Consider the following 14,562-nt stretch of genomic DNA (forward strand, 5'->3'; position numbering starts at 1 on the left):
TGTGGAAGAAGAGAAGCTGGAGATTGATTTGGTAGTCAAAAAAGGAAATTATCTAAGGTTAGGTGTTACAAAAGAGGAAGATGGAATCAACTTTGCCGTGGCAGTAGCGGGCAGCCATGAAGTGAAATTAGTGCTTTATAAAAAAGGATCTCCCCACATTGCCCAGGAGATCCCATTTCCAAAAGAACATCTGATTGGCGATATCTTAGCCATAAAAGTTTGTGGTCTGCGCTGGAGTGAATATGAATACAATTACTGGTCTGACGGACAGATTTTTCAGGATCCTTATGCCCGGCTGATTGTCGGCCGTGAGCATTTTGGTGAGGCGGTATCACTGGAAGACGGTGACGCCATCCGCTGTGGCTTTGCTTTTGAAACATATGACTGGATGGAAGATACCAATCCGCAGATACCATATCAGGAAATTATTTCTTACCAGCTTCATGTGCGGGGCTTTACCAGACATAATGGTTCTAAGGTCCGCCACAAAGGAACATTTCTGGGGTTACAGGAAAAAATACCTTATCTCAGGGAGCTTGGCATAAATCAGGTAAAGCTCATGCCGGCATATGAATTTGATGAAATCAAAAAACTGCATGCACAAATGAGTATGTCCTATGAGATGAGGCAGGAGGAGATGCCCCGGGTGAATTATTGGGGATATGAAGCCGGTAATTACTTTGCGCCCAAGAAATCATATGGGGCATCAAAAGATGTAATCCGTGAATTCAAAGATCTTGTGCGTACAATGCACGCAAATGGTATGGAAGTGATTATGGAATTTTACTTTCCAAATCAGATCAATCCCCGATTAATTATGGACTGTCTCACATTCTGGGTAACCAATTACCATATTGATGGATTCCATATACTGGCAGATCAGGTTCTTTGCAATATGCTGGCAAAAGATCCGTTATTATCCAGGACAAAAATCATGGCAGTCTATTTTCCAACCGAGGAGTTTTACAGTGAACCCCCATTTCCGGAATATGAAAATCTGGCTGAATGTAATGATGGGTTCCTGATTGATATCCGCAGATTTTTAAAGGGAGATGAAGACCAGCTTAACCAGTTTACATACCGCATACGCAGAAATCCTGCCGGGCGGGGAATCATAAATTATATCACCAACCACGATGGATTTACACTGATGGATCTGGTTTCCTATGACGAAAAGCACAATGAGGCAAATGGAGAACAAAACCGGGACGGATCCAGTTACAACTATAGCTGGAACTGCGGTGTGGAGGGCAAAAGCAGAAAGAAAAAGATTCTGGACCTTCGCATGAAACAGATTAAAAATGCATTTCTCCTGCTGCTGCTGAGCCAGGGAACACCCATGCTTCTGGCAGGCGATGAAATCGGTAATTCCCAGGAGGGTAATAACAATCCTTACTGCCAGGACAATGAAATTTCCTGGGTTGACTGGAATCTGAATAAGAAAAACCAGGAAATATTACAGTTCGTAAAGGATGTTATTGCATTTCGGAAACGACATAAAATTTTACATATGCCATATGAATTAAGAGTGATGGATACGGTTTCCTGCGGTTATCCGGATGTATCTTATCATGGCAGCAGAGCCTGGTATGGGGCATTTGAGCATACGAACCGCCAGGTCGGTGTAATGTACTGCGGATTCTATGCCGGTGAGGACATTTTCCTCTATACTGCATATAATATGCATTGGGTGGAGCATGAATTTGCCCTGCCGCATCTTCCTGAAAATTTGGACTGGTATACAGCAATTGATACCGGGAAAAGCGATGGAAACTGTGTATACGAAGAGGGCAGCGAGCCTCTTTTAGAAGTTCAGAATATCTTCACGGTTTTACCAAGAACAATCGTTGTCCTGATCGGAAGAGCAAAAGAGAAAGACAAAAAAACAACGAGGTGTTGACATGAAAGCTTTGGCGCATTTTAGAACTATTACGAAGCATAAATTTCTGGTAATGAAGCATTGTTTCCGGATCGGCCTTTATAAACAGGGGCTGCTGCATGACATGTCTAAGTATTTACCTTCCGAATTTCTGATCGGATGCAAGTATTATCAGGGTACAAGAAGTCCCAATAATGCGGAACGTGAAGTTAAAGGATATTCCGCTGCATGGCTCCATCATAAAGGCAGAAACAAGCATCATTTTGAGTACTGGACCGACTATAGCCTGGAACAGAAAGGCGCTGCCTTGGTTGGTGTGAAAATGCCAAGAAAATATGTGGCGGAAATGCTGATGGACCGGATAGCAGCCTCGAAAGTATACAATGGAAGTAAATATACCGATCATGACCCGCTGGCTTATTACCAAAACGGAAAGACACACTACCTGCTTCATCCAGAAACAGCCGATCAGCTGGAAAAGCTGCTGCATGTCCTGGATAAGCATGGTGAAGATGTGTTATTTGATTTTGTAAAAAACAGATATCTGAAGAAAAGGTGCGGTTTAGACCGGATACACAAGCCTGTCCGGTGTGATGCGGTAAAGCACCTCATTTAAATATTTATCTGCGAGATAATTTGCCATTCCAAGATTCATATCCAGATAATTTCCACAGTCCCTGGCAGATGCGCCGGGGACTTCATCTTTAAAGTCTCTGATGAATTCAAATAATCCAATCATCAATTCGACGATATCTTTCGATTCAAAATCCCCATGTAACAGAAGATAAAATCCGGTGCGGCAGCCCATAGGACCAAAATAAATGACCTTATTCCCCATTTCTTCGTTGTTGCGAAGCCAGGTTGCAGCCAGATGTTCGATGGCATGCATCTCTGCGGTATTCATGACCGGTTCTCCGTTTGGTTTTGTCATGCGAAGGTCAAAAGTGGTAATTACTTCACTGCCCACATGATCTTTTCGTGATACGTATACCCCGGGTAACAGCTTGATATGGTCTATGGTGAAGCTTGTTATTTTTTCCATATAGTACACTCCTTTCTGTTTCGGGTACAGACTGATTACCAGCCACCCTGTATTTCTCCTTTATTTTATCAGAGATTGTGTATGGATACAACCTTGACTTTCATAGTTTCAGGTGATAAACTTTAACCAAAGTAAATGGAGGAAATTTAGACATGATTAATGACAAAAAAGTTTTATTCAGCGGTATGCAGGCAACCGGTACATTGACTTTGGGCAATTATCTGGGCGCTTTAAAAAATTGGGTTACTTTAAGTGATGAGTATGAGTGCTTCTATAGTGTTGTAGATCTTCATTCCATCACCGTTCGTCAGGATCCGGCTACACTTCGCAAGAGAGCCAGGGCGCTTCTGACCTTATATATTGCAGCAGGACTTGATCCCGAAAAAAACTGCATCTATTACCAGTCACATGTTTCCGGACATGCGGAACTCAGCTGGATCTTAAACTGCTATACTTATATGGGCGAACTCAGCCGTATGACACAGTTTAAAGATAAATCAGCCAAACATGCAGATAATATCAATGCCGGACTCTTTACATATCCGACACTTATGGCAGCAGATATCCTTTTATTCCAGACCGACCTGGTTCCGGTAGGAATCGACCAGATGCAGCATCTGGAGCTTACCCGTGACATTGCACAGCGTTTTAACGGAATATATGGAGATGTTTTTACCGTTCCGGAAGCTTATATCGGAAAAACCGGTGCAAAAATTATGAGTCTCCAGGATCCGGCGAAGAAGATGTCAAAATCCGATGAAAATCCCAACGGAAGTATTTATCTGATGGATGATCCTGACACCATAATGCGAAAATGCAAACGTGCCGTAACGGATTCAGAAGCAACTATTTTGTATCGTGATGAGCAGCCGGGAATTAAAAATCTTCTGGATATCTATTGTGCCTGTATGGGCAAGACACCGGACGAAGCAGTGAAGGAATTTGACGGACTGGGCTATGGCGCATTCAAAGAAGCCATTGGCGAGGCTGTTATTTCCGTTTTAAAACCGGTTCAGGACCGTGTAGCCGAGTTAAACAAAGACAAAGGTTATATTGACGGTATAATCAAAACAAACGCTGAAAAGGCAAATTATTACGCTACGAAGACTCTTCGTAAGGTACAGCGTAAGGTAGGATTTCCGGATCGGATTAAATAAAGTTATTAGGAAGGGGAAATAATCCCCTTCTCAGACTGTAGCCACATTTGTCGCAGCAAGTAGCAAAGAAGGGGATTGTAATGGAAATAAATAATAAGAAAAATCATTTCTCTCGTATTAGAGTCTCTTTCATTATGCTTCTTTTTGCTATGTGCTTAACTATGAATGTGTTTTTTTGCAGTACTTATAATCTTAATGAATTATTAGATACGGCAACTGTAATTGAAACGTGGGCAATTTCAGAAAGTATCGTTACCAATGAAGACGGTTATAATACTACCGGCTTTAAGGCTTCATTTTTGAACAAAAATACTTCTTATAATGAACCTGGAACCAAGAATATATGCTCAATACTCATGATAGCAGCTATCCCAAAAGGAATCAGCCTGCTTCTTTTTCTTATTATAGTTTTTCTTTTTTTCTTCTTGACCTTATTTATATTATTGCCTGATGAATGGTCATTAATTAATCAGAAGGTACGTCTGGACAATTGAATCAAATCCTTTTCAAATCATTGCAAGTGTGTTGGTGGTTATAAGTCATTTTTAGAATCAGACAATGGCTTCTTTTTTGTATGCAAATAGGTAGCGGGTATAAGCGGATATAAACGAATACTTATTACGAGAGTGAAGCAAAGCAGAGATTGAATTGGAGGAATATGAATGAAAGAAAAGATATATAAATTATTTCTCACCCTAATGGTGAGCCTGTCCCTGGGTTCAGGTCCCATAGCCCAGAATGAGATAGTCAAGATGCTTGAAGCTTTTTCGGGAACAGGTGATGCGCAGATTCAAGAACTTGAAGAAGATAAAGAGTCCGAAGAAATAAGAAAGAAGAAATTGCCAAATTATTTTCAAGATAGGGGTATTGAATAAGGGAAAAAATATAGTTTATGTACAGTCTGGGAAGGGGAAATAATCCCCTTCTTTTTTTATTTTCAGAAAATTCTTTGCTTTTCCCGGTATCAGTCAATAGTAATTAATAAATTCTAATAATAACCACAGAAAATAGTATGTACATTTTGATTCAGCTTAAATATAATGACGATAATTTATCTATTTATGTAAATTCTGAAGATAATGTGGGGAAAGGGTAAAATATGCTTTAGTTTTTAAATAGATAAATGAGAGTGAGAGAAAAAGGAGAAGGTTAAGATGAGAAAAAAAGAGAGATGGAAAAGTATCATTGCAATCGTTTTGTGCTGTTCCATGATTCTGCCATCAATGGCGGTATCGGCGGCTCAGGTGCCGGAAACGGAAATGGTAACTGAGGCACTCCAAAGTACCCCGGTTGAAAATCAGGAGATTGAAACAGAACTTCTGACAGAATCTGAAACATATCAGGTGGAAACGGAATCCCAAACGGAAACGGAAAATCCATTGGACAACCGTACTTCCACAATCGAAAAAAGTGAGGCTCTTTACAAACTTGCGGCTGAACAAGTTGGGAAAACTTATGTAAGTGAACAGACGGGCAGGGAGCAGGTGAATTTTAACAGGGAGTGGAAATTTATCCGTAATGATATCCCGGGAGCAGAATCCGTGGACTATGATGATTCCCAATGGGTGGATATCGGTATTCCTCATAATTTCAGCATCCCTTATGAAATGCAGGCATCTTTCTACGTGGGATACGGATGGTATCGTAAGGAATTTGAAGTATCGGACAATATGGTTGGAAAGATAATTGAATTGGAATTTGAGGGTGTTTTTCAGGAGGCCGAAATATATGTAAACGGGCAGCCGGCAGGTACACACCGCGGCGGTTACTCTGGCTTTGTATTTGACATTACAGATTATCTGAATTCGGGGAAGAATCTGATTGCAGTCCGCGTCAATAATATCTGGCAGCCGGATCTTGCTCCAAGAGCAGGAGACCACCAGTTTACCGGAGGAATTTACCGGGATGTCTATCTCAATATTACGGATGAGGTTCATGTAACCTGGTATGGAACTTTCGTCACCACTCCTGATTTGTCTAACCCCGGATTCGACCCTTCTGCAAAGAATATTCCGGATAATTATGCCAGTGAGGAAGAAATCCTGAATAATATTGCGCAGAAACAATCTAACGTAAGCGTCAGTACCGAAATAAAAAATGATTCGCTGTCTGAGGCTTTGGTAAAAGTAAAACAGGAAGTGGTGGACAAAGACGGTATAGTGCAGGCTGTATTTGAATCGGCTGAACAGAATATTTCTGCAGGATCTGCTGCAGAAATTACTGCGGTCAGTGAAAAAATCAAAAACATACAGTTATGGGATACTGAAAATCCATATGTGTACCAATTATATACTACCGTATACCGAAATGGTGTTCCGGCAGATACCTATGAATCCTCTTTTGGCTTTCGCTGGGCGCAGTATAAAAACGACGGGTTCTATTTGAACGGAAAAAAAGTAGAATTAAATGGAGCAAATGTACATCAGGATCATGCAGGCTTTGCGGATGCAGTTACCAACGAAGGATTCATGCGGGACGTATCCATGATCAAAGAGTGCGGGATGAATTTTATCCGCGGCTCCCATTATCCCCATGATCCATCATTTGCAAAAGCCTGTGATGATCAGGGAATTATGTTCTGGTCAGAGTGCAATTTCTGGGGGATGGGTGGATGCGCCGGAAAAGACGAACCGGCAATAGGCACATCTGCGGACTGGTTTAAGGATGCATACCCGCAGAATCCTGCAGATGAAGCAGCTTTTGAGCAGAGCTGCCTGGATTCCCTGGAAGCTATGATACGCGTAAACCGCAACCATCCCTCTATTATTAACTGGAGTATGGGAAATGAAGCGTTTTTCACAAATGGCGGCATGGATAACGGAAATGATGCTTCTGCAAATGGAACTGCGCCGAAAGCGCTTGCGCTTGTAGACAAAATGCGGAATCTGTCACACCAGCTTGATCCTACCAGAAAAGCAGGAATGGGCGGAGCGCAAAGAGGCGGGTATGCCGATCTGGCGGTCTGTGATATTGCAGGATACAACGGAGACGGAGGAAAATTTGAAAATACCTGGATGCCCAATGTAGTTGCGGAATACGGCTCAAAGACTGCAGACCGGCCAGGCGAATACCGGCCATTTTATGATCAGATACAGGGCAGTGACGAATATAATTATCAGCTAAAACCAAGTAGCGCAGGCCTGGTTCTTTGGTGTGGCTTTCATCACGGTACCATCGGCGGTGACGGGCTGGCTAAAATGGGTATAATCGACTACTATCGCCTGCCTTTAAACAGCTGGTACTGGTACCGGGAACAGAATATGGGTATAGAACCGGAATCCTCCGTATCCGGTGCGGCATCTCAGATAGACATTACGTCCTCTGAAGAAACCATTACGAACAACGGTACAAAAGACACCCAGCTGATTGTTACCTTACAGGATGCAGACGGCAACTGGGTAAATGAAACTAAAGCGGTAACCCTGAAGGTGGAATCCGGCCCCGGTGTTTTCCCAGGAGGTAAAACATATAAGTTTACCCCCGGCAAATCAATGCGGGATGGAAAAGCAAGCATCGAATTCCGCAGTTACTATTCGGGAGACAGCATTATCAGCGCAACGGCAGAAGGTCTTGGGGTATCCACAATTACAATACATACAGATAATATGTCCGAAACCGATGACGGTTCGGAACCGGAAGATTTTTATAATGCAGATAAGTGGGGCAGTGTAACTGCTAAAATAGAAGATCCCATTATATATGGTGAAAACAATGCCGCTTCCGGAAGACCCCTGTTCCCTAGCAGCAATGATCAGGACAGTGCACTGGCAGCAGACGGTAATATGGCGACATCCTGGCAGGCAGATAATACCGGCAGCGGGGAATACTTTATGGTAGATCTGGAATTTACATTATACCTCTATAACATCGGACTGGGATTTAACAAATCTCCCTATCCATATAAAGTCGAAACAGCTATGGATAAGAATGGCCCATGGACCATTGCTGCAGAATATACAAAGGATACCATTACATCCAGGAAAGCAGAAGAATCCCTGGACGGGCCGGAAGCCAGATATGTTAAGATAACCTTTACGGACGTTCCGGAAAATGAAAAAGCCTTTCTCACGGAACTGAATGTATATGGAAACCCCTCCTCAATTACACCTCAATATACCAAATACAGTGCTTACCTCTCCGATGTAGTGGATTACGACAAAGTCTCCACTGGATGGGGTGAAAAAGGAAAAGACAAGACCTGCCAGGGAAATCAGATAAAGGTAGGGAATAAAGTTTATAAAAAAGGAATCGGTCTTCATGCTGACAGCACCATTATTCATAACCTGGACAAAAAGTATACGCGCTTTTCCGGAGTGGCGGGCATTGATAATGAAGTGGATGGAGGCAATGCAATCTTTAGGATCTATGCCGACAACAGCCTGATTTATGAAAAGGAACTTTCTGGCGGGGAAGCCGATGAATTCAATTTAAGCGTCAGCGGAGTTTCGGAACTGAAGCTTATGACAGACGCCAACGGTTCTGAATCCCAGGATCACACAGACTGGGCGGACGCAAAATTGTACGGAGCCATCCGGGACATCAGCAAAAAAAGCAAAAGCATCCGTACCGCCTATGTGGGAATTACCGAAGGCTTACAGGCAGGAGAAGACTTCACCGGGATATTATCCCTAAAAAATACTTCGGAAGATTTACAGCCTTTGTGTGCTTCACTGTCCCTCTATGGACCGGATGGAATGCTGGCAGGCTTCACAATGACTTCCGACGAATTCTATCCCGGCGCCGCAAAAGATCTTCCCCTGACGCTCAATATGCCTTCTGATATAAAAGGATATGAAGCCATTCTCAGTGTGTGGGATAAAAATACACTGGAAATAATTTCAAATACAATCATGATCTATCCGGATCCGGATAAACTGGAATCCGGATCAAAGACGGAAACTGCCTGGACAAAAGTTGATGGTGAAGACAGCCTGCTGGAAAAGACAGGCGACTGGCAGCTGTGGCCATCTTCCGATGCTTACAACGGAAGTGAGACCTTCCTGGGTGACAAAGGCAATCCGGTAAAAGATGGAGATTATATCGCCCTTACATTTAACGGAAACTATATAAAAATAGGTGCAAAAGCAGATGGCGGACAGCAGGGTGCCGATGTTTATATCGATGGAGAACCTGTCGGACATATTAATAACAATGAGAATGTTAATGTATACAAAGAAGTCTATGCATCCGGTTATCTGGAAGACGGGGAACATACCGTTAAACTTGTACCTGCCGGAAAATTTGGTTTGGACTATTTTGAATATGGAGTGGAAACTGTGTCTGGCGGCGATAATGAGCCATTAACGGAAAGTCCGATTCTCTTATCACTTGGCGGCTTAATGAAACAGATTGAAGGGGATGCCATGAAAAACTATACCTTTACCAGCAGGAAGTCTGCAGCAGATCGTATAGTCGAGTCTTATGGTGTCTATTTAAACAAAGAGGCATCCAAAGAGGAGATCCAGGCGGCATCTGATGCACTTGAAAATGCGCTCAGGGAACTGATCCTCATAGGAGATACAGCCACCTTGGAAGATACCGTCAGTACTGCACAAAATCTAATTCAAAAAGGCCAGGGTAATTATACAAATGCAAGCTGGGCACAATTGCTCGCCGCATATGAAGAAGCGGCCGCTGTATTAGAAATAGAAGATCCTTCAGCAGATGAGATACTGGCTGCAGCAGAGCAATTAAATCATGCTATGGCTTCCCTGATCCAAAAAGAGGATACCTTTAGACTGAGAGAAGCAGTAAACAAAGCAAAGACACTCTTCGATAAAGGCCAGGGCAGTTATACCGATACGAGCTGGGCAGTTTTCAAAACTGCGTATGACGGGGCAGTAAAAGTGTTATTCTCAGCAGAACCATCCGCTAAAGAAATACAGGCAGCTCTGGATAAACTAAATTCTGCAATGGCAGGTCTGCAGTTAAAGCCGGATACTTCCCTGTCAGATGCAAGAAAAGCGCTGCAGGCAGAAATTACAGCATGCAGCGCAATCGTAAAGAAAGGACAGAAACATTATACTTTAGCAAGCTTCCGGCGTTTAAAAGATAACCTCAGTGAAGCAGAAAAGATATTGAGTGACAGCAGGGCAAACCTGGATAAATTAAAATCTGCGAAAAATTTACTCTATGCCGCCAGACTTACCCTTTCTGTTTACAAAATCCCTAAGAAAGGTGCTTCCTATACCGTAGGAAAATTAAAATATCAGATACTGAAATCTTCTGCCGGCAATGGGACGGTTTGTGTGAAAGGCGTTAAAAACAAGAAAACCTCAAAACTTAAACTCCCCAATACGGTTACAATTTCCAGTTATAAGTTTACAGTTACGGAAATTAAAAACAAAGCATTTTACAAAAATACAAAGTTAAAATCCATTACCATTTCAAAGAATATTACAAAAATCGGTGATGCTGCATTCTATGGAGCAAAGAATCTCAAGACCATTAAGATTGAGAGCAGTAAGTTAAAAACGGTAGGAAAAAATGCTTTGAAAAAAATTCATTCCAAAGCTGTCATTCAGGTTCCGTCTAAAAAATTAACATACTATAAAAAACTCTTAAAAAATAAGGGACTTTCTTCAAAAGCGAAAATAAAAAAATAACCGTTTAAAAGAAAAAGAGAACAGCCTTGTGCCAATCCGGTACCGGCTGTTCTCTGATATGAAATTATTCAATTATTCTTTCAAATCCACTTGACACTAATTACATTATATGATATCCTTTTTGAAGATAAATACGGGATTGTGACTGGTAATGCAGGCGAGACCATCTTTGAAGCGAGTATGATAACTTTCTGCAGGGTTGGTTTTTTTTATGTTTGAAACTGCATAAATCCTGTTTATACTTTTTGAATTCTGACAAATGACATTATTTGATCAAACATGTTTGGAAACGGAATGGAGATAAGACAGGAATGTATGAGATAACGAAGATTATCAATAATAATATTGTATGTTCCGTTGATGAAGATGGGCAGGAAATCATCGTCAGGGGGCTTGGCATTGGATTTAAGCAAAAACCTCATGATATAATCCCCGGGGAGAAAATTGAAAAAGTTTATAAAATGGAAAGCCCCAAGGCATCCGGCAAATTACAGGAATTAATGGCGGAAATTCCACTGTCATATGTGGAGACCTGTACGGAAATTATCGATTATGCCAGGAATACCGTAGGCAAAAGATTAAATGAAAATGTTTATATTACTTTGACAGATCATATCAGTTTCGCCATTGAACGCAAGCGTCAGAACATGGAGTACCGGAATGCATTGCTGATGGAAATCCGTAATTTTTATATACAGGAATTCCAGATTGGCTGCAAAGCTCTGGAAATCATCAAAGAAAAGCTGGATGTAGAATTATCCAGGGATGAGGCAGGTTTTATAGCCTTACATATTGTGAATGCAGAATTAAACACGGATATGTGCGACATGGTGAATATCACGGAAATGATACAGCAGGTGCTGGACATCGCAGAGAAATATTATCAGATGAAATTAGATGATCATTCTCTGGCCTATGAACGTTTTATAACACACCTGAAATTTTTCGGACAGCGGTTATTTTCTGACCGGATTACGAAAGATGATGATGTAACTTTTCAGAAAATGGTTAAGAAACGTTATAAAAATGACTATAAATGTGCAGAAGAGATCCGGACCTTTATCCGGGAGACATATAAGAAAGAAATCACTGAGGAAGAGATGATTTTCCTCACCATTCATTTAAGAAGAGTATCAAATACTGTATAATCTGGATTGTAACTGGTAATGCAGGCTAGACCGGAACAGGATTTGGTAGTAGATATCTACAGCTGGGGTATACTACTATCATGTTTTCTGTTACGGTCTTTTTTTGTGCAGAATCAGATTATAATATATATTTTTTCAGGAGGAATCAGAGAAATGAAAGATAAAATTTTTGGTATATTACAGCGTGTAGGCAGATCTTTTATGCTGCCCATTGCTATTTTACCCATCGCGGGACTGTTTCTTGGAGTCGGCGGTTCATTTACCAATGAAACAATGCTTGAGACCTATCATTTAATGAAGATCATGGGGCCCGGTACTTTTATTTATACGATTTTGACCGTACTAAATGCAGCCGGAAGTATTGTATTCAGCAATCTGCCTATTATTTTTGCCATGGGTGTTGCCATCGGTATGGCGAAAAAAGAAAAAGAAGTTGCGGCATTGTCCGGTGCCATTGCATTTTTTGTTATGCATGCTTCCATAGGTGCGTTGATTACTGCACAGGGCGGACCGGATAGTATGCTAGAAGGTGCAACAACTTCCGTTGTTGGTATCACCTCCTTACAGATGGGTGTATTCGGCGGTATTATTGTAGGGCTTGGTGTGGCAGCACTCCATAACCGTTTTTACAAAATTCAGCTTCCACAGGTACTGTCATTCTTTGGCGGAACCAGATTCGTACCGATCATATCGGCAGCTGTCTATATGATCGTGGGTATTTTGATGTTTTATATCTGGCCATTTATACAAAATGGTATTAACAGCCTGGGGCAATTCGTTATGAATTCCGGATATTTTGGTACCTGGTTATACGGTTTAATTGAAAGGGCATTGATACCTTTCGGGCTTCACCACGTGTTTTACCTGCCATTCTGGCAGACAGCGGTAGGCGGTACTGCAACGGTTGCAGGTGCCTATGTAGAAGGTGCACAAAACATATTCTTTGCCCAGTTAGCGGATCCTGGTATCACACATTTTAGCGTAAATGCATGCCGCTTTATGTCGGGTAAATTTGTCTTTATGATATTTGGACTTCCCGGTGCGGCGCTTGCCATGTACCGCTGTGCAAAGCCGGAAAAGAGGAAAATAGTGGGCGGCCTTTTAATCTCAGCAGCCCTGACTTCTATGATTACCGGTATTACCGAACCGCTGGAGTTTACCTTCCTGTTTGTTGCACCATTAATGTATGCAATTCACTGTGTCCTGGCAGGACTGGCATATATGTTCACGCATATTTTCGGAGTAGGAGTCGGCATGACTTTTTCCGGCGGACTTATTGACCTGACGCTTTTTGGTATCATGCAGGGAAATACGAAAACAAGCTGGCTGTGGATTGTACTGATAGGTATTATATATTTTATTATTTACTATTTCCTGTTCACTTTTTTAATAAGAAAATTCAATCTGAAGACTCCGGGACGTGAAGAAGGGGAAGAAGAGGTAAAACTTTACCGCAGGGCAGACGTTGATGCAAAAAAAGGAAAAAATCAGGAAAACAGCGCCAGTGAAATCATCGACGAACAATCAGCCATGATAACACGGGGACTAGGAGGAAAACTTAATATCAGCGACGTAGACTGCTGTGCCACAAGACTTCGTATAACGGTAGCAGATAAAGAAAAAGTAGATCAGGGCATATTAAAAGCCAGCGGCGCCGCCGGCGTTATTATGAAGGGCAATGGAGTCCAGGTTATTTATGGACCGAAAGTAACGGTAATCAAATCAAACCTGGAGGATTATCTGGCAAATCCTGCAAGCGACAGCGATAAAGATCTGATTTTTAATCAACCGGAGATTGCAGATGAAACGAGCGGGGAGTATAATAATATGAACAGTACCCATGCAGAAGCTGAAACGCAGGAGAAAAATTCAACTGGTAAAAGCTACACGGTTTATGCCCCGATGAACGGTAAATCCATTCCGTTAGAAGAAGTCAATGACGGTGTGTTTTCGGAAAGAATGTTGGGAGACGGTGCTGCGATTGAACCAGCGGACGGCAGGGTAACTGCCCCCTTTGATGGAGTTGTATCTATGGTATTTGACACCAAACATGCTATCGGACTTACCTCAGATAATGGTATAGAGCTTCTGATCCATGTGGGAATCGATACCGTTCAGCTAAATGGAAAATATTACGATATTCACGTAAAAGACGGAGATCGTGTAAAAACCGGAGACCTTCTGGCTGTTGTGGATCTGGACGGCATAAAGAGTGAACGTTACAGAACGGTTACACCGGTCATTGTTTCCAATACAGATGACTATCACACAGTTACCGTCGTAAATACCGGTGACATACAGAGCAAGCAGCAATTGCTTAAGATTTATTAATAAATTGGTTATTTGTGCAGTCCGGCAAACCAACATTTCGGATAATTCCAAACTGTTTCCGGACTGCCATAACAATAGATAAAAGACGAAAGGTGGAAATTTTATGAAATCATTTAATTATGTAATTACAGACGAGATTGGAATTCACGCAAGACCGGCAGGACTCTTGGTAAAAGAGGCAAAGCCATTTACCTCCAGGCTGACCCTGAAAGCTGGTGAAAAAAGTGCAGACCTCAGAAGACTGATGGCTGTTATGAGCCTTGGGGTAAAACAGGGTGCTGAAGTTACCGTAACCGCTGAAGGAGATGATGAAGCTGCTGCAATCGAAGCAATGGAATCGTTCTTTAAAGCAAACCTGTAAAAAATAAAGAAAAACCCATTTTAAAACACTCGGTTCTGC

10 protein-coding genes are annotated in these 14,562 nt (G+C 41.9%); 9 read left to right on the top strand and 1 reads right to left on the bottom strand.

All coding sequences use genetic code 11. From position 1 onward, the window contains the following. The first annotated feature begins 1 nt into the window (after position 1). Positions 2–1,900 carry an alpha-amylase family glycosyl hydrolase gene (locus QR40_RS16005; protein ID WP_052430885.1) on the top strand — a complete coding sequence of 633 codons (1,899 nt, stop codon included), beginning with the start codon at positions 2–4 and terminating at the stop codon, positions 1,898–1,900. Between the two features lies 1 nt (position 1,901). Then, entirely contained in the window at positions 1,902–2,495 is a 594-nt protein-coding gene (locus QR40_RS16010; protein WP_044295961.1) for a DUF5662 family protein, read from the top strand. On the opposite strand, the gene QR40_RS16015 is transcribed toward QR40_RS16010, so the two are convergent. Next, positions 2,442–2,921 carry an S-ribosylhomocysteine lyase gene (locus QR40_RS16015; RefSeq protein WP_044295962.1) on the bottom strand — a complete coding sequence of 160 codons (480 nt, stop codon included), beginning with the start codon at positions 2,919–2,921 and terminating at the stop codon, positions 2,442–2,444. The two genes, QR40_RS16010 and QR40_RS16015, sit on opposite strands and share 54 nt — an antisense overlap. A 152-nt stretch (positions 2,922–3,073) precedes the next feature. Between QR40_RS16015 and trpS the strand changes: the two genes are divergently transcribed. The 7 genes from trpS (at position 3,074) to QR40_RS16050 (ending at position 14,523) form a co-directional block, all read left to right on the top strand. Continuing rightward, positions 3,074–4,078, top strand: coding sequence for a tryptophan--tRNA ligase (gene trpS, locus QR40_RS16020; RefSeq protein WP_027294193.1), 1,005 nt, complete (start codon positions 3,074–3,076; stop codon positions 4,076–4,078). 80 nt (positions 4,079–4,158) lie between these two features. Next, the gene (locus tag QR40_RS16025; RefSeq protein WP_044295963.1) at positions 4,159–4,572 is read left to right on the top strand and encodes a hypothetical protein; all 414 of its coding nucleotides are present in this window, start codon (positions 4,159–4,161) and stop codon (positions 4,570–4,572) included. Positions 4,573–4,740: 168 nt separating this feature from the next. After that, on the top strand, positions 4,741–4,953 hold the full coding sequence (locus QR40_RS16030; protein WP_027294191.1) for a hypothetical protein: 213 nt from the start codon (positions 4,741–4,743) through the stop codon (positions 4,951–4,953). A 279-nt stretch (positions 4,954–5,232) separates the two neighbouring features. Further along, positions 5,233–10,683: a glycoside hydrolase family 2 gene (locus tag QR40_RS29940; RefSeq protein WP_052430886.1), complete on the top strand. Its 5,451-nt coding sequence runs from the start codon at positions 5,233–5,235 to the stop codon at positions 10,681–10,683. A 311-nt stretch (positions 10,684–10,994) separates the two neighbouring features. Next, positions 10,995–11,831: a BglG family transcription antiterminator LicT gene (gene licT, locus QR40_RS16040; RefSeq protein WP_044289381.1), complete on the top strand. Its 837-nt coding sequence runs from the start codon at positions 10,995–10,997 to the stop codon at positions 11,829–11,831. Positions 11,832–11,984: 153 nt separating this feature from the next. Next, the gene (locus tag QR40_RS16045) at positions 11,985–14,162 is read left to right on the top strand and encodes a PTS sugar transporter subunit IIABC (protein ID WP_044295964.1); all 2,178 of its coding nucleotides are present in this window, start codon (positions 11,985–11,987) and stop codon (positions 14,160–14,162) included. Positions 14,163–14,265: 103 nt separating this feature from the next. Next, entirely contained in the window at positions 14,266–14,523 is a 258-nt protein-coding gene (locus tag QR40_RS16050) for an HPr family phosphocarrier protein (protein WP_027294188.1), read from the top strand. Positions 14,524–14,562 lie beyond the last annotated feature (39 nt).

Origin of the sequence: Robinsoniella peoriensis, from assembly GCF_000797495.1 — a bacterium.
GTDB classification, from domain to species: Bacteria; Bacillota; Clostridia; order Lachnospirales; family Lachnospiraceae; genus Robinsoniella; species Robinsoniella peoriensis.

What these genes read in the sequence shown, in the direction of transcription:
- QR40_RS16025 (WP_044295963.1), top strand. Translation starts at nt 4,159, where the DNA reads ATGGAAATAAATAATAAGAAAAATCATTTCTCTCGTATTAGAGTCTCT.
- QR40_RS16045 (WP_044295964.1), top strand. Translation starts at nt 11,985, where the DNA reads ATGAAAGATAAAATTTTTGGTATATTACAGCGTGTAGGCAGATCTTTT.
- QR40_RS16030 (WP_027294191.1), top strand. Translation starts at nt 4,741, where the DNA reads ATGAAAGAAAAGATATATAAATTATTTCTCACCCTAATGGTGAGCCTG.
- licT (WP_044289381.1), top strand. Translation starts at nt 10,995, where the DNA reads ATGTATGAGATAACGAAGATTATCAATAATAATATTGTATGTTCCGTT.
- QR40_RS16050 (WP_027294188.1), top strand. Translation starts at nt 14,266, where the DNA reads ATGAAATCATTTAATTATGTAATTACAGACGAGATTGGAATTCACGCA.
- QR40_RS29940 (WP_052430886.1), top strand. Translation starts at nt 5,233, where the DNA reads ATGAGAAAAAAAGAGAGATGGAAAAGTATCATTGCAATCGTTTTGTGC.
- QR40_RS16010 (WP_044295961.1), top strand. Translation starts at nt 1,902, where the DNA reads ATGAAAGCTTTGGCGCATTTTAGAACTATTACGAAGCATAAATTTCTG.
- trpS (WP_027294193.1), top strand. Translation starts at nt 3,074, where the DNA reads ATGATTAATGACAAAAAAGTTTTATTCAGCGGTATGCAGGCAACCGGT.
- QR40_RS16015 (WP_044295962.1), bottom strand. Translation starts at nt 2,921, where the DNA reads ATGGAAAAAATAACAAGCTTCACCATAGACCATATCAAGCTGTTACCC.